Source organism: Arthrobacter sp. 4R501 (assembly GCF_002929755.1).
Lineage (GTDB): Bacteria > Actinomycetota > Actinomycetes > Actinomycetales > Micrococcaceae > Arthrobacter.
The window spans coordinates 13,762-35,712 of the sequence record NZ_PJIW01000025.1 but is presented as its reverse complement, the minus strand read 5'-3'; the positions used below and the strand labels follow the sequence as shown (position 1 = coordinate 35,712).

General features: G+C 65.4%; 20 protein-coding genes. All 20 read right to left on the bottom strand.

All coding sequences use genetic code 11. The annotated features are described in order from the left end of the window. Window positions 1-13: 13 nt before the first annotated feature. The 20 genes from CXR02_RS19805 to dinB all read right to left on the bottom strand — a co-directional run bounded on the left by CXR02_RS19805 (window position 14) and on the right by dinB (window position 21,889). Window positions 14-709 (bottom strand): DivIVA domain-containing protein, encoded by a 696-nt coding sequence (locus tag CXR02_RS19805; protein WP_104063543.1) that lies wholly within the window; start codon window positions 707-709, stop codon window positions 14-16. Window positions 710-886: 177 nt separating this feature from the next. Then, window positions 887-1,174 carry a YggT family protein gene (locus tag CXR02_RS19800; protein ID WP_056342216.1) on the bottom strand — a complete coding sequence of 96 codons (288 nt, stop codon included), beginning with the start codon at window positions 1,172-1,174 and terminating at the stop codon, window positions 887-889. Between the two features lie 120 nt (window positions 1,175-1,294). Next, entirely contained in the window at window positions 1,295-1,825 is a 531-nt protein-coding gene (locus tag CXR02_RS19795) for a cell division protein SepF (protein WP_104063542.1), read from the bottom strand. Window positions 1,826-1,913: 88 nt separating this feature from the next. Next, window positions 1,914-2,654 (bottom strand): YggS family pyridoxal phosphate-dependent enzyme, encoded by a 741-nt coding sequence (locus tag CXR02_RS19790; RefSeq protein ID WP_104063541.1) that lies wholly within the window; start codon window positions 2,652-2,654, stop codon window positions 1,914-1,916. After that, window positions 2,647-3,336 carry a polyphenol oxidase family protein gene (locus CXR02_RS19785; RefSeq protein WP_104063540.1) on the bottom strand — a complete coding sequence of 230 codons (690 nt, stop codon included), beginning with the start codon at window positions 3,334-3,336 and terminating at the stop codon, window positions 2,647-2,649. Before CXR02_RS19785 ends, CXR02_RS19790 begins: the two co-directional genes overlap by 8 nt. 8 nt (window positions 3,337-3,344) lie before the next feature. Then, the gene (gene ftsZ / locus CXR02_RS19780) at window positions 3,345-4,577 is read right to left on the bottom strand and encodes a cell division protein FtsZ (protein WP_104063539.1); all 1,233 of its coding nucleotides are present in this window, start codon (window positions 4,575-4,577) and stop codon (window positions 3,345-3,347) included. Between the two features lie 188 nt (window positions 4,578-4,765). Continuing rightward, window positions 4,766-5,689, bottom strand: a complete 924-nt coding sequence (locus tag CXR02_RS19775; protein WP_181037304.1) for a cell division protein FtsQ/DivIB — start codon at window positions 5,687-5,689, stop codon at window positions 4,766-4,768. Further along, window positions 5,682-7,058: a UDP-N-acetylmuramate--L-alanine ligase gene (gene murC / locus CXR02_RS19770; protein ID WP_104063538.1), complete on the bottom strand. Its 1,377-nt coding sequence runs from the start codon at window positions 7,056-7,058 to the stop codon at window positions 5,682-5,684. The genes CXR02_RS19775 and murC overlap by 8 nt, the downstream gene beginning before the upstream one ends. Beyond that, complete coding sequence (gene murG, locus CXR02_RS19765; RefSeq protein WP_104063537.1) at window positions 7,055-8,155, bottom strand: undecaprenyldiphospho-muramoylpentapeptide beta-N-acetylglucosaminyltransferase; 1,101 nt, start codon at window positions 8,153-8,155, stop codon at window positions 7,055-7,057. Before murG ends, murC begins: the two co-directional genes overlap by 4 nt. A gap of 6 nt (window positions 8,156-8,161) precedes the next feature. Next, the gene (gene ftsW / locus CXR02_RS19760; RefSeq protein WP_104063536.1) at window positions 8,162-9,550 is read right to left on the bottom strand and encodes a putative lipid II flippase FtsW; all 1,389 of its coding nucleotides are present in this window, start codon (window positions 9,548-9,550) and stop codon (window positions 8,162-8,164) included. A 2-nt stretch (window positions 9,551-9,552) separates the two neighbouring features. Then, window positions 9,553-11,130, bottom strand: coding sequence for a UDP-N-acetylmuramoyl-L-alanine--D-glutamate ligase (gene murD, locus CXR02_RS19755; RefSeq protein WP_181037303.1), 1,578 nt, complete (start codon window positions 11,128-11,130; stop codon window positions 9,553-9,555). Beyond that, entirely contained in the window at window positions 11,112-12,221 is a 1,110-nt protein-coding gene (gene mraY / locus CXR02_RS19750) for a phospho-N-acetylmuramoyl-pentapeptide-transferase (RefSeq protein WP_104063534.1), read from the bottom strand. Before mraY ends, murD begins: the two co-directional genes overlap by 19 nt. Further along, on the bottom strand, window positions 12,218-13,684 hold the full coding sequence (murF, locus tag CXR02_RS19745) for a UDP-N-acetylmuramoyl-tripeptide--D-alanyl-D-alanine ligase (RefSeq protein WP_104063533.1): 1,467 nt from the start codon (window positions 13,682-13,684) through the stop codon (window positions 12,218-12,220). The genes mraY and murF overlap by 4 nt, the downstream gene beginning before the upstream one ends. 6 nt (window positions 13,685-13,690) lie before the next feature. Next, window positions 13,691-15,340: a UDP-N-acetylmuramoyl-L-alanyl-D-glutamate--2,6-diaminopimelate ligase gene (locus CXR02_RS19740; protein WP_104063532.1), complete on the bottom strand. Its 1,650-nt coding sequence runs from the start codon at window positions 15,338-15,340 to the stop codon at window positions 13,691-13,693. Window positions 15,341-15,428: 88 nt separating this feature from the next. After that, entirely contained in the window at window positions 15,429-17,225 is a 1,797-nt protein-coding gene (locus CXR02_RS19735; protein WP_181037302.1) for a penicillin-binding protein 2, read from the bottom strand. Between the two features lie 59 nt (window positions 17,226-17,284). Continuing rightward, window positions 17,285-17,977, bottom strand: coding sequence for a hypothetical protein (locus CXR02_RS19730; RefSeq protein ID WP_104063531.1), 693 nt, complete (start codon window positions 17,975-17,977; stop codon window positions 17,285-17,287). Then, window positions 17,974-18,966, bottom strand: a complete 993-nt coding sequence (gene rsmH / locus CXR02_RS19725) for a 16S rRNA (cytosine(1402)-N(4))-methyltransferase RsmH (RefSeq protein ID WP_104063530.1) — start codon at window positions 18,964-18,966, stop codon at window positions 17,974-17,976. The genes CXR02_RS19730 and rsmH overlap by 4 nt, the downstream gene beginning before the upstream one ends. Window positions 18,967-19,133: 167 nt before the next feature. Further along, a complete protein-coding gene (gene mraZ, locus CXR02_RS19720) occupies window positions 19,134-19,562 on the bottom strand; it encodes a division/cell wall cluster transcriptional repressor MraZ (protein WP_058929387.1) in 429 nt (142 codons plus the stop codon). A 465-nt stretch (window positions 19,563-20,027) separates the two neighbouring features. Next, the gene (locus tag CXR02_RS19715; RefSeq protein ID WP_056342262.1) at window positions 20,028-20,402 is read right to left on the bottom strand and encodes a DUF3040 domain-containing protein; all 375 of its coding nucleotides are present in this window, start codon (window positions 20,400-20,402) and stop codon (window positions 20,028-20,030) included. Between the two features lie 263 nt (window positions 20,403-20,665). Then, window positions 20,666-21,889 carry a DNA polymerase IV gene (dinB, locus tag CXR02_RS19710; protein ID WP_258061139.1) on the bottom strand — a complete coding sequence of 408 codons (1,224 nt, stop codon included), beginning with the start codon at window positions 21,887-21,889 and terminating at the stop codon, window positions 20,666-20,668. Window positions 21,890-21,951: the final 62 nt, after the last annotated feature.

Genomic DNA, 21,951 nt, shown 5'->3' with positions numbered 1-21,951 from the left:
CGTGCTTGACGAACTAGTTCGCTTCAACCTCAGGTGCCGCCACGGAACCGCGGGCGTCAAGGTCGCGCAGCTGGCCTTCAATGTAGGCCTTCAGGCGTGAGCGGTAGTCGCGTTCGAAGCCGCGGAGTTGCTCTACCTTGCGTTCCAGGACGGAGCGCTGCTGCTCGAGGGCGCCGAGGATCTTCCGGGACTTCTCCTGGGCATCGTTGACCAGGCTGCTGGCCTCGATCTGGGCCTCTGCGATGATCTTGTCCTTCTGGGACTGACCGTCGGCGACGTGACGGTCGTGCATCTGCTGCGCCATGGCGAGCAGTCCGGCAGCGGACTCGGCCGAAACCGTGCTTCCGTTGGCTGCGGTGGGCGCAGCAGCCGGGACGGCCGCAACAGGTGCTACCGGCTCGGCTTCCTTCTTCTTGGCGGCGTCGGGAGCTTTCGCCTCGACCTCGGCCTTCGCCGGGGACTCAACCTTGTCAGCCTTGACGGACGCGGGAACCTTCTCGACCACCGGGGCGGACCCAGCGGAGCTGGCCGGCACACCGGAACCTGATTCTGCAAGCTTCTTGCGGAGCTCGTCGTTCTCCTGGTTCAGGCGCCTGAGTTCCACAACGATCTCGTCCAGGAAGTCATCAACTTCATCCTGGTCGTAGCCTTCGCGGAACTTGGTCGGCTGAAAGCGCTTGTTGACAACGTCTTCTGGCGTCAAAGCCATCTGGTCACCTCATTGGTCTAGTTAGTCAGTAGGCCTTCCGGCCGTCAAAACTACGGTACCTAAATATTGTCTGGTTCCTCTAATTCAACACTGGGTGTCAAACCGGAGATTTCTTCGCGGCTCAGAGGAAGTTCCCATTCCAGGAACTTCGCCTGCGCCGCTAGGTCTTGTCGAAGATTACGCGAAACCCCTGGTGACCGCCATCGCGATGCTGACGGCGATGAACAGGACCAGAAACCCGAGGTCCAAAGTCACCCCGCCGAGCCTCAACGGCGGGATCAGCCTCCGGAGCCCCTTGAGGGGCGGATCGGTGATCGAGTACACCGTGTGAGCCACCACGAGGGCGACACCACGCGGACGCCATTCCCTGGCAAACATCTGGACCCAGTCAAAGACCAGCCGGATGATCAGCGCCACGAAGAACAGCAAAAGGGCGATATAGACAAGTCCGAAAACAATTCCCATGACTTAACTCATATCTCCATGTCCATTCCGGATACCGCGGTGCCCTGCCAATGTTTCTTGTCTATTTCAGCACAGATGCCAGACAGGTGTACCTGCCTGGCATCCGGAATAAGCTCAGGGCTAACTTTGATTGAAGAAGCTGGCCTGCGTCTCGCTGACCTTCTTGTCATCGCCAATGACCTCAATGTACGACGGTGACAGCAGAAAAACCTTGTTGGTGACGCGTTCGATACTGCCCCGGAGACCAAAAACCAGGCCGGCCGAGAAGTCCACGAGACGCTTGGCGTCCGCTTCGCCCATGTCGGTGACGTTCATGATGACGGGGATGTCGTCCCGGAAACTTTCACCGATGAGCTTGGCGTCATTGTAGGACCGCGGGTGGATCGTGGTGATCTGCCGAAGCCCGGACGGTTCTTCGCGGCTTGAGGCCGCACGCTTGATGGGGGTCACTGGTGCGCGGTATTCCTCTTCGGGGGCGTGTGATGACTCTCGGCTGACGTCGCGGACGGTTGCCGGTGCACGGCGTTCCTCGCGGTCAACTTCCATCGAATCGTCCTCGTCCTTACGTGTTGTGGTGTGCTCGGACTCGTAGTGTTCATCGCCATCGGCGAGCCCAAGATAGATCATTGTCTTGCGCAGAGCGCCGGCCATGGTCGACTCCTAATCGTGTCCGTAGGCGGGCCGCCCAATGACTTGACAGCCTTGAATCCCCCGCCATTCACTTCCTATGGGTTCGACGCTACCCCACGTCAGGACGCGATCCGAGAATATCGGAACCAATTCGCAGGTGTGTCGCACCGAAACGGATGGCCGCTTCCAGGTCCTGGCTCATGCCCGCCGAGATGGCGGTTGCGCCGGGATACTCCGCTACCAAGGCCGCCGAGATGGCTGCCAGCTTTTCAAACGCCGCCTCAGGACTGGTGCCCAACGGGGCGACAGCCATAACGCCCGCCAGTTCCAGTCCTGCCGCAGCCGCCAGCCGCTCGGCCAGGAGTGGCACCTCCGCCGCGGCCACGCCGCCGCGATGCGCCCCGGCGTCGTCGTCGAGGCTGACCTGGATGAAACAGTCCAGGGCCGCCCGGCCGGTCCGGTCCTGTTCCGCGGCGATGGCACGCTCGAGGGCATCAACCAGGGCCAGCCGGTCCACGGAATGGAGCGCATGGGCATACTTCACCACGGATTTCGCTTTTTTGCTCTGCAGCTGCCCGACGAAGTGCCAGTTGAGTCCGAGGCCCGCCAGTTCGGCCGCCTTCGAGGAGGCTTCCTGATCCCGGTTCTCGCCGACGTCACGGACGCCGAGGGCAGCCAGGCGCCTGATGTCGGCGGCCGGATGGAACTTGGTGACTACAATCAGCGTGGGCACTTCCCCCGCCCGGCCTGCATCCTGGACGGCCGCATCAATACGACGCTGCACGGCGGCGAGGCGCTCCGCCAGATCAGCCATCCGTTCGGCGTTGTCCTCCACAGTGCCCTCATTCATGCGACCACACCAGTCCCGCGAAGCGCCCTGTGGTGTTGGACCTGCGGTAAGAGAAAAGCTGTTCGTTTTCAAGCGTGCACGGACCCGCATATTCGATGACGACGCCGGCAGCTTCAAGTTGGCTCTTCGCCCCTGCTGGGAGATCCAGTGCGGGCGTGCCCCAGGACGTGGCAGCCCACGTCGCCGGCACCTGGGCAGCTACTTGGGCGCGCAGTTCGGCGGGGACCTCATAGCAACGCCCGCAGATTGACGGGCCCAGCCAGGCACGGATGGCGGTGGCCCCGGCTGAGCGCATCCGCTCCACTGCCGCCGGGAGAATGCCGCTTTCTATCCCCGGGCGGCCTGCGTGCACGGCGGCCAGGACCGGACCGTCTGGTCCTTCCCCTACGAGTACTGCCGGGATGCAGTCGGCCACCATCACCGCAAGCGGCAGCCCCCGCGACACCATGGCATCGACGGTCGGCGCTGGCGTGGCCGGCTCCATCATTTCCACCGCAGTGCCGTGGACCTGCTCCATGAACCGGAGGGAACCACGGGTTAGGCCGGCAGCGTTCTCCAGCGCCTCCCGGCGCTGGAGAACATCAGCGGCGTTGTCCCCGACGTGCAGGGCAAGATTGCCGGCCTGGGTGTCTGTGAACGCCACACTCACGCCAGCAGACACTTCGGCCCGCCAATAGAACAACCCCGGCCCTACTTCAGGAAGTCGGGGACATCCAGGTCATCGACGCGGTTGCCCGAGAGGTCCGGCTCCACTACCGAGGGCAGGTCGACGTCGAAACCTGAGTCGGCGGGGACCGACGACGGGCGCTGCTGGCCCCAGTTGCTCAGCCCCGACGCGCCCACTCCGGCGTGGACCGGCTGGACGTTGTGCTGGTGGCTGCCACCCGAGGTGGGGGCCTGAGCCGGTGCGGGTGCCGCTGCGGGCCGCTGCGGCGCAACCTGCGGCTGCGACTGGTCCATGGAGGGAGAAGTGGCCTTGACGTCGTCGAAACCGGCGGCAATGACCGTGACACGGGCCTCGTCACCGAGTGCGTCGTCGATCACGGCACCGAAGATGATGTTGGCTTCGGGGTGGGCCACTTCCTGGACCAGGCGGGCAGCTTCATTGATTTCGAACAGGCCGAGATCGGAACCGCCCTGGATCGAGAGCAGGACACCATGGGCGCCGTCGATGGAGGCTTCCAGCAGCGGCGATGCAATTGCGAGCTCGGCAGCCTTCACCGCACGGTCTTCACCGCGGGCGGAGCCGATGCCCATCAGCGCGGAGCCTGCGCCCTGCATCACGGACTTGACGTCCGCGAAGTCGAGGTTGATCAGGCCGGGGGTGGTGATGAGGTCCGTGATGCCCTGGACACCGGACAGCAGGACCTGGTCAGCGGAACGGAAAGCGTCCAGGACGGAGACGTTGCGGTCGCTGATGGACAGAAGCCTGTCATTCGGGATGACGATCAGCGTGTCCACTTCGTCGCGGAGGGCGTCGATGCCCGCCTCTGCAGAACCCGCACGACGGCGGCCCTCGAACGTGAACGGGCGGGTCACCACACCGATGGTCAGCGCTCCGAGGGACCGGGCGATGCGCGCCACCACAGGGGCGCCGCCGGTGCCCGTGCCGCCACCTTCGCCGGCGGTCACAAACACCATGTCCGCGCCGCGGATGACCTCTTCGATTTCGTCGGCGTGGTCCTCCGCAGCCTGCTTGCCCACCTCGGGGTTGGCGCCTGCACCGAGCCCGCGGGTCAGCTCACGTCCGACGTCGAGTTTGACGTCGGCGTCACTCATCAGCAGCGCCTGGGCATCTGTGTTGATGGCGATGAATTCAACGCCCCGGAGGCCGACCTCGATCATGCGGTTGACTGCGTTCACGCCACCGCCGCCGATGCCGACGACCTTGATGACGGCCAAGTAATTCTGCGGAGTTGCCACGTTACGTGTCCCTTGTTCGTGTCCTATTGCGAAAACTGTGGAGTCGGGCTTGAAGCTTCGAACCTTAACCTTCGAGTTGAAGGTTATAGTTATGTCAAGTAACTCATGTCTGGAACGCTATTTCCTATGGTTCGGACATTCAATAACCGGAGCCGCGTGTCGCGGGAATACCGGGTAAATAAAAGCGTTCAGCGCGTCACCGGATGCCGGGGCGCGCTCACATCGTACACACGGACGGGGTTCTTCGGGTCCGCGGGAACTTTGAGCAAGGCTTCAAGCACCTTGGCCTTGAGCTCCTTCTCCCCCGCATTCCCCCAAATAATGGTCTGACCGTCCACCAGTTTGAGCTCCACGGCGTCCACGGACTGGGCGGACGCGTTGGACAGCTTCGACAGCACGTCCAGCGGGAGTGCACCGAGGACCGCTGCGGTGGCCTGGAAGAGGTCCTTGCCGATGGTTCCCGCGCCGCCGTCGATCACGGGCAGGGCCACCGTGGCAGGGTCCGCAGGGCTGGCCAGGACCACGCCGTCCACATCCACCAACTGGTACTGCTCCCCCTGCTTGACCAGGGCCACCGGGACCCGCTCCAAAACCTGGACCACCAACCCGGACGGCGGGCGTGCCTGGGTGGAGACGGACTTGATCTGGACGAGCGGCGCCAGGAGGCGGCTGACCTCCTCATCGCTGATCTGGGGCAGGGGTTTGCCCTTCAGGGGTTCCAGTGCTGCCTGCACCTGTTCCGTGGTGACGAGCCGGGTCCCGGAGACCGAGACGGTGCCTACGGCGAGTGCCGGCGAAAAGATTGCGGCGGCCAGCAGCGCGCAGACCAACGCCAGGACAGTGCCCAGGGTCACCAGGATGTTCCGCCTGAGGCGTTTTCCGGGCGGCTCCGGGAAGGCCAGCACGTTGTCGGTGCCCGCCGGCGCCCTGTCCGCGGACCCGTTGTCCGCTGACCGCTTGCGGCCGGCGTCCTTCGCATTCTTGCGGTCGGGCAAAGACGGGGGGTCCGCCTCGGGGGCACGTTTGGAGGCCGAGATGACCTCCGGTTCCGCTGGCGCGGGTGGCTGCCGCCTGCCCGGTGAAGCGTAGGTGGGCCGGCGCGGACTACCCACCGAGAGCCTGCACGATCTGCGGTCCGAAGGCCGTGACATCCCCTGCCCCGACGGTCAGGATGATGTCGCCGGGCCCGGCGGTGTCCGTAAGGGCAGCAACCGCCCCGCCCGGCTCCACCAGGCGTCCGCCGGGCGACAGGTGCTCGGCGATGAGCTGGCTGCTGACTCCGGGGATGGGATCTTCGCGCGCGGGGTAGATGTCCAGGACCAGGGCGGTGTCTGCCAGGTTCAAGGCATCTGCAAACTCCCTGGCAAACTCCCTGGTGCGGGAGAACAGGTGCGGCTGGAACAGAACATGGACGCGGTGCCCGCCGGCCACAGACCGTGCAGCCGTCAGGGCGGCCCGGACCTCGGTGGGGTGGTGGGCGTAGTCGTCATAGACGCGCACGCCGCGCGCCTCCCCTTTCAGTTCAAAGCGCCGCGAAGCACCCGAGAAGTGCGCCAGGGCACGCGCAGCAGCTTCGGCGTCGACCCCCAGCTCCAGCGCGACGGCGACGGCGGCGGCGGCGTTCAGCGCGTTGTGCCTGCCCGGGACCTGCAGGTCCAGGGCGAACCGCCCGGCGGGTGAGGAAACCGCCACGTCCCCGGGGCCGCCGTCGTGCAGGACCAGGTCCGACCCCTCCGAGGTGCCGTACAGCACCACCCGGGTGTTGCCGCGGGCGAGCGTGCGCTCTGCTAGGGCTGCGGCGCCGGCGTCGTCAGCGCAGGCAATCAGGACACCGTCGGCCGGAAGCAGCTCCGTAAAGCGGTCGAAGGACTCGTAGACGGCCTCTGCGGTGCCGTAGTGGTCCAGGTGATCGGGTTCGACGTTGGTGACCACGGCAATCTTTGGCCGGTAGTTCAGGAAGGAGCCGTCGGACTCGTCCGCTTCGGCCACAAAGACCCCTGACGTGCCGTGGGCGGCATTGACGCCGAGCGCAGGCACGTTGGCGCCGATCGCAAACGACGGATCCATCCCGGCGCCCTGGAGCAGGACGGTGATCATGGAGGTGGTGGTGGACTTGCCGTGGGTGCCTGCCACGGTCACCACGAGGTCGTCCCCCATGGTGGCCGCCAGGGCCTCCGAGCGGTGCAGCACGGGCAGGCCGGCCGCCTGCGCGGCCACCAGTTCGGGGTTGTCCGCACGGATCGCCGAGCCGGCCACCACGGTCTGGGCATTGCCCAGGTTGGCTGCGGCGTATCCGACGGCGATCCTCGCGCCGGCGGCGGCCAGCTCCGCCATCACCGGAAGGTCCTTGGCATCCGATCCGCTGACGGCGCCGCCGCGGGCCACCATGATGCGGGCCACGGCGGACATTCCCACCCCGCCGATGCCGATGAAATGGACTCGGCCCAGGGACTCCTGGCTGCGGATGCTTGCGGGGATCATGCGGATACCGCTTCCAGGACAAGGTCAGCCATGCGCTGATCGGCGTTTCTGATGCCAAGGCGGCGCGAGCTGGCGGCCATGGTGGCCAGGCGGCCGGGGTCGGTGACCAGGGGGATGAGCTTGCCGGCCACCCACTGCGCGGTGAAGTCCTTATCCGGGACCAGGAGTGCGCCGCCGGCGTTAACGAGCCCCGCCGCGTTGAGCGCCTGCTCGCCGTTGCCGATGGGCAGCGGGACAAACACTGCCGGTACACCCACGGCGGCCACTTCGCAGACCGTGGCTGCGCCGGACCGCGCCAGCAGCACGTCCGCGGCGGCGTACACCCGTTCCATGCCGTCCACGTACTCCAGCTGCCGGTAGCCCGGCGCGGCGAGCGGGCCGCCGTCGGGCCCCAAGACCGTCTTGCCGCGGCCGGTGATGTGGAGTGTCTGGATCCCCGCCGCGCCAAGCTCCTGGACGGCGGCGGCGACCGCACGGTTGATGCTCTGGGCGCCGGAGGAACCGCCGGTCACAATCAGCGTGGGCGTGGTGGGATCCAGGCCCAGTTCTTCGCGCGCGGCGGCGCGGGCAGTGTCCCGGTCCAGGCTGGAGATTTCGGTCCGCATGGGCATGCCCACATGGCGGGCGTGACGCAGGCGCGTGGTGTCGAAGGCGGTGGCCACGTGACGGGTCAGGAACGATCCCACCCGGTTGGCCAGGCCGGGCCTGGTATTGGCCTCATGGATCACGATGGGGATTCCCCGGCGCCGGGCGGCGAGGTACAGGGGTGTGCAGACGTAGCCGCCGACGCCCACCAGGACGTCGGCCGAGGCGTCGTCGAGGATGCGTCCGGACTGCCTGACCGCCCCGGCCAGCCGTGCGGGCAGCTTGAGGAGGTCAATGGAAGGTTTCCGCGGAAACGGCACGCGGTCGATGGTGGCCAGTTCCAGGCCGGCGGCGGGCACCAGCCGGGTTTCCATGCCGGCGGGCGTGCCGACGGCGAGCAGCCTCGCTCCGGGCACGGCGGCACGCAGGGCGGCCGCGATGGCCAGCAGGGGGCTGATGTGGCCGGCGGTTCCGCCGCCCGCCAGGACAATGGACAGGTTCTGGGAAGTCATCTGGTGCTACGTACGCTTTCTTGCGGTTGTTGTGGGGCTGGCGGTTTTGCGGGCAACGGTTGTCGTGCCGGCGGTTTTCCGGCCAGCAGGTTTGCGGCCTGCGGCTCCCCCGGCCTTCTTGGCGCCGAATTTGAGCAATTTCTTCGGCCTGAGGGCAGGCGCCATTTGTTCGCGGGCAAGCGAGAGCACCACCCCCACGGCGCAGAGCGACATCAGCAGTGCCGAACCGCCGTAGGAAATGAATGGCAGCGGCACGCCGATCACCGGCATCAGCCCCGTCACCACGGCCATGTTGACCGTGGCCTGCCCCAGCAGCCACACCATTATGGTGCCGGCCAGCACCCGGTGGAACATATCCTCCTGCGCCACCACTACGCGGTAGATGGCGGCGCCGAGGATGGCAAAAAGGACAAGCACGACGACGGTGCCCACCAGGCCGAGTTCCTCGCCGATGATGGCGAAGATGAAGTCGTTATGGGCTTCCGGGATCCAGCTGTACTTCTGTCGGCTTTGGCCGAGTCCAACGCCGAACCAGCCCCCGGACGCGAGCCCGTAGAGCCCGTTGGTGGCCTGGTAGTTGGCGTCAATGCCGTCGGCACAGGACTGGCCTGTCCACCACGAGGTGATGCGGCACATGCGGTTTGAGCTGGTGATGGCCATGACGGCCGTGCCGGCGGCCGCGGCCAGTGCGGCGAACCCGAACAGGTACAGCGGTACTCCGGCGAAGAAGAGGGCGGCAGCAGTGATCATCATGATGATCATGGCGGTGCCCAGGTCATTGCCCAGCAGGACCAGGCCGATGACGCCGCCCGCCAGCGGCACGGCGGGGATCAGCACGTGCGGCCAGCGCCGCAGCAGCTTCCCTTTCCTGGCCAGTACGGTGGCCATCCACAATGCCAGCGTCAGCTTGGACGCCTCGGACGGCTGGAAGGTGATGCCGCCCAGGTCGATCCAGTTCTTGTTGCCGTTGACTTCGTCTCCGATCAGCTGCACCAGGACCAGGAGGACAAGGGCCCCACCCAGCCCCGGCCAGGCCAGGCGCTTCAGCCAGACCACGTTGATGCGGGAGAGGACGAACATGGTGAAGATGCCGATGGCGGCGAACATTCCCTGCTTGAGGGCGTCGCCGTAGGGCGATTTTCCGGCAGCGATGGATTCGACGCTGGAGGCCGACAGCACCATCATGATGCCGATGGCGGTCAGGGCCAGCGTGGAACCAAGGATCAGGTAATACGTTGAGCCGTTTTTGGAGGTGCCGGTTCCTTCCAGCGTGGACCAGAAGGCTTGGTACCAGTCCCGGATCCGGTCCGGCAGGGTGATGGTGGACTTTACGGGAGAAGCGGGTTTCCCGGCGCGCGACCGGGGGGCCGGCGACCGGGTGGGCGTGCTGACCATTGTTACTCCTCGCCGGTCGGGGCCTGCCCTTCCACCAGCTCGCGGACGGCTTCAATAAAGGCGTCGCCGCGGTGAGCATAGGAAGAGAACTGATCCATGGAAGCAGCTGCCGGGGCCATCAGCACGGTGTCGCCTGATGCCGCCAGCTGCGCCGCTGACGCAACGGCCCGGGACATCACGGCCGCACCGGAATCCGGCGAGCTGTCCGTGGTGGCTCCGCCTGTTGCGGCAGTCTGCATATTTTCAGTGTCGCCCGGCGGCGTCGTGATCACGGGGACATCCGGCGCGTGTCGCTGCAAGGCCTCCGCAAGCGCGGCGGTGTCCGTACCGATGAGTACCACAGCCTTGAGCCGGGCGGCGTGGTCCCGGACCAGGTGGTCGTAGCTGACGCCCTTGGACAGGCCGCCGGCGATCCAGATGACGTTTTCAAAGGTGGCCAGTGACGCGGCTGCTGCGTGCGGGTTGGTGGCCTTGGAATCGTTGACCCAGAGCACGCCGTTCTGCTTGGCGACCGGCTGGATGCGGTGGTTGCCCGGGACGTAGTCCTGGATTCCCTGGCGCACGGCCTTCGCCTCCACGCCGTAGGCCCGGACCAGGGCTGCAGCCGCGAGGGCGTTCGCCACCATGTGCCTGGGTGCAAACTGCCCCAGGTCGGTCATCGATGCCAGCTCGGCGGCGCTGTCCCTGCGTTCCTCGATAAACGCGCGGTCCACGAGCAGGCCCTCCACCACGCCGAGCATGCTGATGGCCGGCGTGAGTGTGGTGAAGCCGACGGCCCGGCAGCCCTCCACAACGTCCGCGTCCTCAACCATCCGTTCGGTCTCGATCTGTTCCGCGTTGAAGATGCAGGCCTTCTGGGTCCGCGCATAGACCTTGGCCTTGTCCGCGAGGTAGGAATTGTAGGAACCATGCCAGTCAACGTGGTCCTCAGCCACGTTCAGGCAGACGCTGGCCACCGGCGACAGCGTTTCAGCCCAATGCAGCTGGAAGCTGGATAGTTCAACCGCGAAGACGTCGTATTCCACGGGGTCGCGGAGGGCGTCCAGGATGGGGGTGCCCACGTTGCCGACCGCGATGGCCTTCAGGCCGGCGGCCTGCAGCATCGACGCCGTCAGGCCCACCGTGGTGGTCTTGCCGTTGGTGCCGGTGATGGTCAGCCAGTCAGCGGTCTTGTGCCCGGCCCGGACCCGCAGGCGCCAGGCAAGCTCGACGTCCCCCCAGACCGGAATGTGGGCGCGCGCAGCGGCCGCCAGGAGCGCCTGGTCAGGCCGCCAACCCGGGGAGGTCACGATGAGGTCGGGGAAGCTGCCATCGATCTTGGGGATCCTGTTGACGGCTTCCTCGCCCAAGAGCACGTCCACGGCGCCGACGATCTTCAGGGTGTCGGCCTGTGCGTTGGCTGTCTCGGACGTGGCGGCATCAACCACCACCACCCGGGCACCGAGTTCGATGAGGGTATCTGCCGCGGCGAACCCGGATACTCCGATGCCGGTAACGGCAACGCGGAGCCCTGCCCAGTCAGAGTCCCAACTGACCAGGTTTTGCAGGCGGGGAGAAACAGTCACAGGAGCACAACCCATTCAGCGTAGAAGACACCCAGGCCCACGGCCACGAAGAGCCCGCCCAGGATCCAGAAGCGGACCACCACCGTGACTTCTGCCCAGCCCTTGAGCTCGAAGTGGTGCTGCAGCGGTGCCATCTTGAAGACGCGTTTACCGCCGGTGGCTTTGAAGTAGCCCACCTGGATGATCACGGAGAGGGTAATCAGGACGAACAGGCCGCCGATGATTCCCAGCAGCAGTTCCGTCCGCGACAGGATGGCGAAGCCGGCGACCGCGCCGCCGATGGCCAATGACCCGGTGTCCCCCATAAAGATCTTGGCCGGGGAGGTGTTCCACCAGAGGAATCCCACGAGGGCGGCGCTCAGGATAGCGGCCAGGAGCGCCAGGTCCAGGGGGTCGCGGACGGAGTAGCAGCCGCTGCCGGCTTCCCGCGGCGACCCACAGGCCTGGTTGTTCTGCCAGATGCCCATCAGCGTGTAGGCACCGAAGACCATGACCGAGGCACCGGCAGCGAGACCGTCCAGGCCGTCCGTCAGGTTCACGCCGTTGGTCGCCGCCGTGACGATCAGGTTGGACCAGAGAACAAAGAGGATTGCGCCGACCACCGTGCCGGCGAAGGCCAGGTCCAGCCAGGGAATGTCGCGGACCAGGGAGATTTTGGTCGAGGCCGGTGTCAGGCCGTCCGGGTCGGGAAAGTTCAGGGCCAGGATGGCGAAGGCTATGCCTACCGCGGCCTGGAGGATGAGCTTGGCCTTCGCGTCCAGGCCAAGGCTCCGCTGGCGGGAGATCTTGATGAAATCGTCCAGGAAGCCCACCAGCCCCATGCCGACCATCAGGAAGAGCAGGATCAGGGCCGAGGCGGAGGGGCCTGCCGAGTCCGGGTTCATCATCCACATAATCAGGTGGGTCAGTCCGTAGCTGAGCAGGACCGCGCCCACCACCACGGTGCCGCCCATAGTGGGCGTACCGCGTTTGGTGTGGTGGGACGTGGGTCCGTCATCACGGATGAATTGGCCGTAGCTCTTGCGGACAAGCAAGCGGATAAACAGCGGCGTTCCCACCAAGGCAAACAGCAGGGCAAGTCCTGCGCCGATCAGTAGTGCAATCACAGCAGCTCGCTCCCTTCATCGGTGGGTTCCGTGGATTGTGGGGGTAATGCTATCCGATCGCCCAGGTGCCGCAGTCCAACGCTGTTGGACGACTTGAAAAGCACCAGGTCGCCGGGCTCAAGCTCGGCGTTCAGGAGCGCATAGGCGTCCTCGGCGGTTTCGGCAAAGACGCATTCGTCGCCCCAGGAACCCTCCTGGACGGCGGAAACGTATAGTGCGCGGGCTTCGCGGCCGACGACGACCAGCCGGGAAATGTTCAGGCGGACCACTTGGGTGCCCACAATGGTGTGTTCACGGATTGAATCGGGTCCCAGTTCCAGCATGGCGCCCAGGACGGCCCAGGTGCGCCGTCCGCGGCCAAGGTCGGCCAGCGTGCGCAGGGCCGCCCGCATGGACTCCGGGTTGGCGTTGTAGGCGTCGTTGATGATGGTCACGCCGTCAGCACGTTCGGTGCGTTCCATCCGCCAACGGCTGGCTGCTGACTGTGTGCTCAGCGATACGGCGATGTCCTTGCCGGACACTCCGGCCGCGTGCGCGGCCGCTGCTGCGGCGAGGAGGTTGCCGGTGTGGTGGGCGCCGACGAGGCGGCTGCTGACGTGCAGGCCTGTTTCGGCGCCGGGCAGGATCAGTTCGAATTCGGGGTTGCCCTCAGCGTTTGTGTCCGGATTCTCGGCCCGAACGGTCGCGTCAGGGCGTCCTTCGGCCGAGAAGCCCAGCACGGTGGCGCCGGTGCGGCTGCGCATGGCAGCGACGCGGTCGTCGTCGAGGTTGATGACGGCGGTGCCGCCGGCGGCGAGGGCCTCCACCAGTTCACCCTTGGCCTGGGCAATGTTGTCCACGCCGCCGAACTCCCCGGCGTGGGCAGTGCCGACGCCGAGGACAACGCCGATGTCGGGCCTCACCATGTCGGCCAGGTAGCGGATGTGCCCGATACCTGTGGCGCCCATCTCGATCACCAGGTACCGCGTTTGGGTGTCGGCGCGGAAGACGGTGAGCGGCACGCCCACCTCGCCGTTGTAGGAACCTTGCGGGGCAACGGTGACGCCTTGCTGGGTGAGGATGCCGGCGAGGAGGTCCTTCGTGGTGGTCTTCCCGGCGGAACCGGTGATCCCGATGACGGTCAGGGGGTCGCCTGCGGCAGAACGGACCAGGCGGATCCGACGGACCGCTTCGGCGGCCAGCGCGCCCATGGCCAGCACGGCATCCTCTACCAGCACGGCCGGATAGTTGACGCCGTCCGGACCCGTTACGGGGCGTTCGGCGAGGACCAGCACCGCACCGCGGCTGAAGGCGGCGGCAACGAAGTCGTGGCCATCGGCGTGCTCGCCATGTTTCGCCACGTACAGCGACCCGGCGGCAGCCTCGCGCGAATCGGTGACCACCGAAAGGGGCGTGATCCCCGGATCGGCGTCCAGGCGTCCGTGTGTGATATCGGCGATTTCCGCCGCAGTAAGTGCAATCATCTCGGTCTAGGACTCTATCCGGTCGTCTCGGAGAACGGTGAATCCCCTGGCTGTCAAGGCGTTCCGCAGTTCCACACGGTCGTCCAGTGCAAGATTGACGCCCTTGACTTCCTGCCAGACCTCATGGCCACGGCCGGCCACAAGAATGGTGTCGGCCGGACCGGCCAGTTCCACGGCGCGCCGGATGGCGGCGTCGCGGGGATAAACCTCTTCGATGACACACTCCGGAGATTCCTGTTCGCGCGCCGCCTGTGCGCCCGCCAGCACATCTGCCCTGATGGCCGCAGGGTCCTCGTCGTGGGGGTCGTCATCCGTGACGATGACGATGTCGGCCATCTTTGCGGCGACGGCGCCCATGGCGGGACGCTTGCCCTGGTCGCGCTGTCCGGTGGCTCCGAAAACCACGATCACCCGGGAGCCGGGCAGCGGTGACCTGACCGCTTCCAGTGCCCGTGCCAGGGCATCAGTGTTGTGGGCGAAGTCCACGACGGCCGCCGGTTCCTCGGAGACGAGCTGCATCCGTCCCGGTACCGCCACGGTGAAGGGGTCATGGTGGTCCAGGGCGGCCTGCACGGTGGTGGCGTCCATTCCGCTGGTCAGGACCATTACGGTGGCCAGTGCGGCGTTGGCGACGTTGAAAGCTCCGGGCAGGCCGGTGTGGACATTCAGGGTAACTCCGCCGGGTCCCTGCAGGCTGAAGCCGGTACCCAGCCCACGCGCGGAGGTGGACGTTACGGTCCAGTCGGTGGGAACTCCGCCCGGTGTCATCGAGAGGGTGGTGACCGGGATCCGTGCCGTTGCCGCAAGCCTGCGGCCCCATTCGTCGTCGACCGTCACCACAGCCCTGCGGGCACGGCCGGGCGTGAACAGTTCCGCCTTTGTGGCGAAGTAGTCCTCCATGGTGCCGTGCAGGTCCAGATGGTCCTGCGTCAGGTTCGTGAAACCGGCAACGTCGAAGAGCACCCCGTCCACCCGCTGGAAGGACACGGCGTGGGACGAGACTTCCATGGACGCGGCGTCCAGTCCCCGTTCCCGCATGAGGGCGAGCAAGCCGTGAAGATCCGGTGACTCAGGCGTGGTCAGGAGGCTGGGAACCGGTTCTCCGCCGGCCAGGATTTCGATGGTTCCGATCAGGCCGGTCTGCTGCCCGAGCGCACGGAGCAAGGCGTTGATGAAGTACGTGGTGGTGGTCTTGCCGTTGGTTCCCGTCACACCATACAAGCGTGGTGTCCGTCCGCCTGCCGGCTGGCTCTGGTAGATCATGGCGGACAGCGGCCCCACCACGTTGCGCGGTCCGTCCACCACAAGCACCGGGACCGAGGCTTCGGCGGTATCCGCAGACAGCGCGAGAAGGCGTGCGCCGGCGTCGTCGGTCAGGACTGCCACCGCTCCCCTGCCGACCGCCTGCGACACGAAGTCTGCGCCATGGCGGGAAGCACCAGGCAGCGCCACATACAGGTCGCCCTGCTCCACGGTTCTCGAGTTCAGTGAGATTCCCGTGACGCTGACGGCAGCGGAGGCGCCCGGGACCTGCACACCGATCGCGTCGCCGATCGCGTTCAGGCTGACGGCAGCAACTGCCGTAGGCCTGAACCGCGCGGGGGCCGGTTCCCCTGCCGGCCCCGCGTTGCTGGCTGATGCGTTCTGCTCTGACAAGGGAATCTCCGATGGTGGTGCTAGTGGATCATGCCCGCGGGAGACTGCTTCCGCTGCGGGCGTTGGGGAACTGCTGCTTAGCTTGATGCTACTTGGCGTACTGCGGCAGCCTGGCCGGTTCACCCGTGGACGGCTGGACGTTGTAAGTGCGCAGCGCCTGGCTCATGACCGAACGGAACACTGGCCCCTGCGTAATGCCGTAGATATTGCCCTTGGGCCGCTGCAGCACCACCTCAACAATAAACCGGGGATCATCCATGGGCGCCATCCCCACAATTGAAGCGGTGTAGCCGCAGAACCCTGACTTCCCGTCGTCGCACGGCGATTCAGAGGTTCCGGTCTTGGCCCCCACCCGGTATCCGTCGATCGCGGCGTCCTTGATCTGGCCTTCGGTCACCGCGCTTTCCAGGATGTCCTGGACCTGCTGCGCGGTGCCGTCCGACACCACCTGGCGGGAAGGCTGCGGGGCGACTTTCTCCTCTGTTCCGTCGGGTGAAACGTACGCGTCAATCAGGCGCGGCTGGAGCATCACTCCGTTGTTGGCGATCGTCTGGAAGGCTCGGACTGTCTGCAGGGTGGACTGCGATACGCCCTGGCCGAACAGCACCGTGTATTCCTGGCGGCCGTCCCACTGGTCCGCCGGTGTGAGAATGCCGGAGGCCGTAGCCGGCAATCCAATGTCCGGGGCTTCGCCGATGCCGAATTTCTTAAGCCAGTCGTACCGTTGTTCCTTGGTCAGCCGCGACCCGGCCGCCACGGTGCCGGTGTTCATTGACCAGCCCAGGATGCCGGCGAGCGTGCGCTCTTCGGTGCCATGGGTAAAGGCGTCTGTAAAGGTCTGGCCGTCCACGGTGTACGACGGTCCGAGAGTGAACGTATCCAGGGGGCTGGATTTTCCTTCTTCAATCAAGGCGGCGGCCGTGATCATTTTCTGTACCGAGCCGGGCTCATACGCTGCGGTCACGGAGCGCACGCCGCGGTCCTTGGCAGCCACCCGTCCGGGATCGTTCGGATCCGGGGCATTAGTGTCCGCCATCGCGACAATGTCACCGGTCTTGGCATCCATCACGGTGATGACGCCCCATTCGGCGCCCTGTTTGTCCGACTGGCTCTGGATGGCCTGCTGGGCGAAATACTGGAGATCGGAATTGAGCGTGAGCTTGACGTCCTTGCCGTCCTCCGGCGGTGTCAGCTCATCCACGCCGACAGGAATCCGGAGACCGTCGGCACCGATCTCGAAGAGCCGCTTGCCGTCCTTCCCGCGCAGCAGCCCATCCTGGGTCTGCTCGATCCCCGCCTGGCCCGTGTTGCCGTCCTGGAGGAAGCCGATAATACCGCCGGCCACGGAACCGTTGGGGTACACGCGTTTGCTGACGCCCTCAGTGACGATGCCGGGAATACTGAGATCCGAGACCCTGAGCTCAACGTCCGGCTTCAGGTCCTTAGCGACGATGTGGTACTTCGATTCGCCCGTCACGGCGTTCCTGAGTTCGTCAGCGTCCATGCCCAGGACAGCCGCGAGTTCGCTGATGCCCTGCTCCCGGCTGACTTCAACAAGTTTGTCCACGCCCTCCTCCAGGCGCCAGAACTTCTCTGTCTTCGTGTTGGTGGTTTGGTCCACCACAATGTTGTAGCGGATCACACTGTTGGCCAGGACCGTCCCGTTGGCGGCAAGGATGCTGCCGCGTTCGGCGGGGAGGGAAGTCTCGCGCATCCGGTAGTCGAGCGCAGCTGCGGCCATCCCGCCGACGTCGAGCCCTTGGACGAAAAAGAGCTTGCCGCCCACCACCAATAGCAGCGTCAGCATAATGCCCAGGCCAAGGCGCAGCCGCTTGGTGGCGTTAGGGGCCTTGCCGCTTTTTGCCCTGCCCGTCCTCTGCGCCACCGTGATTCCCTTGCTCGCCTTGTTGCCTGTTTAATACCTGACTGGCTGTCCTTCAGCGACTACCGGTTAGACCCGGGCACCTTCTGTTCGGGTGCCGGAACCGAACCGCCGTGGAGCTCCGCGGCACGTGCCGGTGGCGCGGGCGCTTCAGCCTGCGGTGCAGCGGCAGGTGCCGCTGCACGGGCCGGTGCAGGGGCCGCAGCCGGGGCCGGTTCCTCGGCAGCCGGTTTACGGTTCGTCAGCGGCTCCCACTTCGTTGCCGGGGGAACCACGGTGAGCACTCCCTCTACGGCTGGAGCAGGGATAACCGATCCAGCCGCGCCACCCTTCACAGCCGGAGTTGCCTTGCCCGTGACGGCAAGGGTGGAGAGGTCGATCTGGCCTTTGACGGTCGAAGCCACCATGCCCAGGTCTGAGGCCTTTGCCGCCAGGTTCTGGGGCGCCTCGAAGTTTTGGACCTGCTGTGTCAGGTCCTGGTTCTGCTTGGTCAGAGTGTTTTGCTTACCCCTCAGTTCCACCAGCTGGTACTGCGAGGTAGAGACTGAGATGTTCAGGACCAGCACGGCCACGAGCGCAACAGCGAGCAGGGCGAAACACATCACCACAAACGGCGCACGGCGCTTCTTGGGGGCGGAACGCACCACAGACAGGGGTGTGCGTTCCCTGCGGCCGGTGCCAGAAGGAAGCGACCTGATCGCCGGGGCGCTGCTGCCGGAGACGACCGGAAAGTTCTTGACGGCGGCAGTGCTCATGCTTCTCTCCTGGCTCTGATACGTTCCACGGCACGCAGCCTGGCGGAGGCTGCGCGCGGGTTCTCTGCAATCTCGACGGCGGTGGGTACCTCGGTGCCCTTGGTCAGGGTTTTGAGGAAGGCCTTGTGTTCCTCAAGCTCCACCGGAAACCCGAGCGGCGCGGAGGATTTGGAGCCAGCCTGGAAAACTGATTTGACGATTTTGTCCTCGAGGGAGTGGTAAGACATCACCACGATGCGTCCGCCCAGGGCCGTTGCTGCCACGGCGGCAGGCACAGCGCGCTCCAGCACGTCGAGTTCCTCGTTCACTTCGATGCGCAGTGCCTGGAACGTCCGTTTGGCCGGGTGGCCGCCCGATTTGGCGGCTGCCGCCGGCACCACGGAGCGGATCTGTTCCACGAGTTCCCCGGTGGTGGCGAAAGGCTTGACTGTCCTCGCCGCGACAATCCTGTTGGCGATCCGGCCGGCGAACTTCTCCTCGCCCCACTTCCGGATGATCCTGACGAGATCCTCTTCGCTGTAGTTGTTGACCACGTCCGCTGCGGTCTGACCGCGGCTGGTGTCCATCCGCATGTCCAGCGGAGCGTCAAAGGAATACGCGAAGCCACGCTCACGCTCGTCCAGCTGCAGGGATGAAACGCCCAGGTCCATCAGGATGCCATGAACCTGTGCCACGCCCAGGTCCTCGAGGACGTCGGCGATTTCGTCGTAGACGGCGTGGACCAGGTCAGTCCGGGAAGCGAAAGGAGCCAGCCGCTCGCCTGCCAGTACCAGGGCTTCCTCATCACGGTCGATGCCGATCAGGTGCAGATCCGGGAAACGCTCCAGCATGGCTTCGGCGTGGCCGCCCATGCCGAGGGTCGCGTCAATCGCGATGGGGGTTTCACCTCGGAGGCGGGCAGCTTCGAAGCCGGGGGCCAACAAATTGATGCACCGGTCCTTGAGGACCGGCACATGGCGTTCGGACGTTGGCTTCGGGTCATCGTTCATGCCTTCGTCCTTTCCTGCCGTGGGTGCTGGTGTGCTGCTTCTTGAGCCAGATCCCCATCCGCGCCTATCGACCTGCCGGCCTGGCTCCGGGGAAGTGAGCCAGGTTGACTGTCCGATGGGCGGCTGGAGATCTCGTTCAAGAAGCGTCCGCCGGGCCGTTCAGGTGATCACAGGATCCCCGGAATGGCATCGTCGGTTTCGGAGAAGGCGGTTTCCTTCTCCGCGAGGTACTCGTTCCATGCCTGGGCATCCCAGATCTCGGCCCGGGTTCCTGCACCGATAACGGCCAGTTCCCTGCCGAGGCCTGCGTACTCCCGGAGCGCGGCCGGAATGGTGATGCGCCCCTGCTTGTCAGGTACCTCGTCCGAGGCTCCAGAGAGAAAGACGCGGATGTAGTCCCGGGCCTGCTTGGAGGAAATGGGCGCCTCCCGCATTTGCTCGTGGACACGTGCAAATTCCTGCTCACTGAAGACGTAGATGCAACGTTCCTGTCCCCTGGTGAGAACAAGCCCGCTGGCAAGCTCCTCACGGAACTTCGCAGGGAGGATAATTCGGCCCTTTTCGTCCAGACGTGGCGAGTGTGTGCCCAGAAACACTGGCCCACCGCCTGTCTGCCGTCAGGAACTGCACATCCCCTGTGTTGCAACTACCCTCTTATGTCCTCCATATTACTCCACTTTCCACCACAGTCAACGCAAATCAGGCCAGTATTCCCCCATTTCAGGTCTTCGTCCCCCAAATGGCGCGGGAGCAGGTGGTGGATGGAACTGGAGGGCCCGGCGCCGTTTCGGCGCGAACCATGACTGCCCGACGGCGGTGCCAGGCCGCCGCCGGGCTCTCATCTGACGCCGGCGGCGGATCCACAGTCCCCGGGCTCCCCAAACGAGGTAGCAGTAGGAGCCCGGCGTGAGCGCTCAACAGACCCCTGGCGCTACCTGCCTCTGGCTGAAAAGCAGAAGACCCGCCGGGGCGGGTCTTCTGCTGCGGTCATCCTGACCGTGGGGAGGGAAATGGAGGACGGCACGGCCTATCGTCATGGAACCGTTCCGGCAGGCGCTGCCTTACGATTCGTCGCGGCGGCGCTCGTCCCAGCGTTCTTCCAGGCTGGACATAAATGAACTCCGGGGCTTCCCGGACTTACCGGTGCCAGGGGCGGAGCGCTGCTTGCCGCCGGACGCGTTACGCATTGTGGCGAAGTACACACCCGCGCCCATAACCACGAAGCCCAGGACACCGACGAAGATGTTCTGGACTGTAACGCCGACCAGGAGCAGGGCGATCCCCGCGAGGGCGCAGAGCACCCCAATCACGATGTGACGGGTGGACCACGTTCGTCCAGGGTCCGAACCCATGGAATTCGCGAACTTCGGATCGTCCTCGTGCAGCTGCTTCTCCAGCTGCTCCAGCAGCTTCTGTTCGTGCTCCGAGAGCGGCATCACGACCTCCTTAAGTAGGCCAACGTCCGGGCTGGTCCCATCCCGTACTACTGCTCCGATAACGACCGGCATGCCCGGGAGGTTCCCGCCCGCCGACGATGGCGGAAGGCGAACACCGGCATGCGGGCCATTGGAACTGCAGCATGTCCAAGAAGTCCGGCAATAACTGAAAACTATGTACATATAAGGATAGTTTGTCGGGGGCCGTTCTGAAAGACGGCCATCACCTCCCTGAAACTCGCAGGCAAGGTGCCGGCGCCCTGCTAGGACCCGTTTCCGGAATCCAGCAGACTCGCCGGGAGGACGGATTTGTTTCCGAACTTCCGGCTGACCTCGTCCAGGGTCTGTTCTGCTGCCCGCCAGTTGTCATCCCGGCGGTCAAGGCTCAGCTGGAGGGACGTATTGGCGGTGTCTTCGAGCTGCTCGGCCCGGATGCCAACCAGCCGCACAGTCATGGGACGGCTCCCCAATGATTCCAGGAGCTGGATGGCCACGGCATAAATCAGCTGGGCGCTGTCCACGGGTGTCTGCACAGTGCGGCTCCTGGTGATGGTGGAAAAGTCGGCGTAGCGGAGTTTCAACGCCACCGTCCGTGCCACCATCCCCGAACTCCGCAGCCGTCCTGCCGTCCGGTGGGAAAGCCGCAGCAATTCCCGGGCGATCAGCCCGTCATCGCCCGTGTCCACAGCGAACGTCTCCTCAGCCCCGATGCTCTTCTCGAGCCTCACGGGTGTCACGGGCCGCGGATCGATCCCCCACGACAACCGGTACACGTGCTCACCGGTGGCACCCAGCATTTTCTTAAGGGAGGACACCGGCGTGGCCGCCACGTCCGCCACCGTCCGGATGCCCATCCGGGCAAGGACGTCCGTAGTCTTCGCGCCGATTCCCCACAAGGCCCCGACAGGCAGGCTGTGGAGGTAGGGCACTGTCTCGTCGGGTCCAATCAGCAACAGCCCGTCCGGCTTGCAACGCGTGGAAGCAATCTTCGCGACGAACTTGCTGGCTGCAATGCCCACGGAGGCCGTAATGCCCAGTTCGGCAGCCACCCGGCGCCGGATCAATTCACCGATGACGCGCGGGGGTCCCAACCGGCGGATGGCGCCGCCGACGTCCAGGAAGGCTTCGTCCACACTCAGCGGTTCCACCAGATCGGTGATGGACTCGAAGATTTCCATCAGTTGGGCGGAAACCTCGTAGTACAGCTTGTGGCGCGGTTCAATGATGACCGCTTTGGGGCACATCCTGGCGGCGACCACCATGGGCATGGCGGACTTCACCCCGAACGCGCGTGCTTCATACGACGCCGAGAGGACCACTGAGCGGTCCGCGGGAAATCCAACGATCACCGGTTTGCCGCGAAGTTCCGGCCGCGTGCGAAGCTCCACGGAGACGAAGAAGGCGTCCATGTCCACGTGCATGATGCAGTTGCGCCGGAGCTCACGAAGACTCGCTTCGGTGTACTGGTTGTTCCGCTCAGGCCCCACACCGGCAATTGTATCGGTTGGTACTGACTAAACTGGAGGCTGAATCCGGCATCAACACCAGG

What these genes read in the sequence shown, in the direction of transcription:
- CXR02_RS19805 (WP_104063543.1), bottom strand. Translation starts at nt 709, where the DNA reads ATGGCTTTGACGCCAGAAGACGTTGTCAACAAGCGCTTTCAGCCGACC.
- CXR02_RS19800 (WP_056342216.1), bottom strand. Translation starts at nt 1,174, where the DNA reads ATGGGAATTGTTTTCGGACTTGTCTATATCGCCCTTTTGCTGTTCTTC.
- CXR02_RS19795 (WP_104063542.1), bottom strand. Translation starts at nt 1,825, where the DNA reads ATGGCCGGCGCTCTGCGCAAGACAATGATCTATCTTGGGCTCGCCGAT.
- CXR02_RS19790 (WP_104063541.1), bottom strand. Translation starts at nt 2,654, where the DNA reads ATGAATGAGGGCACTGTGGAGGACAACGCCGAACGGATGGCTGATCTG.
- murC (WP_104063538.1), bottom strand. Translation starts at nt 7,058, where the DNA reads ATGATCCCCGCAAGCATCCGCAGCCAGGAGTCCCTGGGCCGAGTCCAT.
- murG (WP_104063537.1), bottom strand. Translation starts at nt 8,155, where the DNA reads ATGACTTCCCAGAACCTGTCCATTGTCCTGGCGGGCGGCGGAACCGCC.
- ftsW (WP_104063536.1), bottom strand. Translation starts at nt 9,550, where the DNA reads ATGGTCAGCACGCCCACCCGGTCGCCGGCCCCCCGGTCGCGCGCCGGG.
- murD (WP_181037303.1), bottom strand. Translation starts at nt 11,130, where the DNA reads ATGGGTTGTGCTCCTGTGACTGTTTCTCCCCGCCTGCAAAACCTGGTC.
- murF (WP_104063533.1), bottom strand. Translation starts at nt 13,684, where the DNA reads ATGATTGCACTTACTGCGGCGGAAATCGCCGATATCACACACGGACGC.
- CXR02_RS19730 (WP_104063531.1), bottom strand. Translation starts at nt 17,977, where the DNA reads ATGAGCACTGCCGCCGTCAAGAACTTTCCGGTCGTCTCCGGCAGCAGC.
- rsmH (WP_104063530.1), bottom strand. Translation starts at nt 18,966, where the DNA reads ATGAACGATGACCCGAAGCCAACGTCCGAACGCCATGTGCCGGTCCTC.
- CXR02_RS19715 (WP_056342262.1), bottom strand. Translation starts at nt 20,402, where the DNA reads ATGCCGCTCTCGGAGCACGAACAGAAGCTGCTGGAGCAGCTGGAGAAG.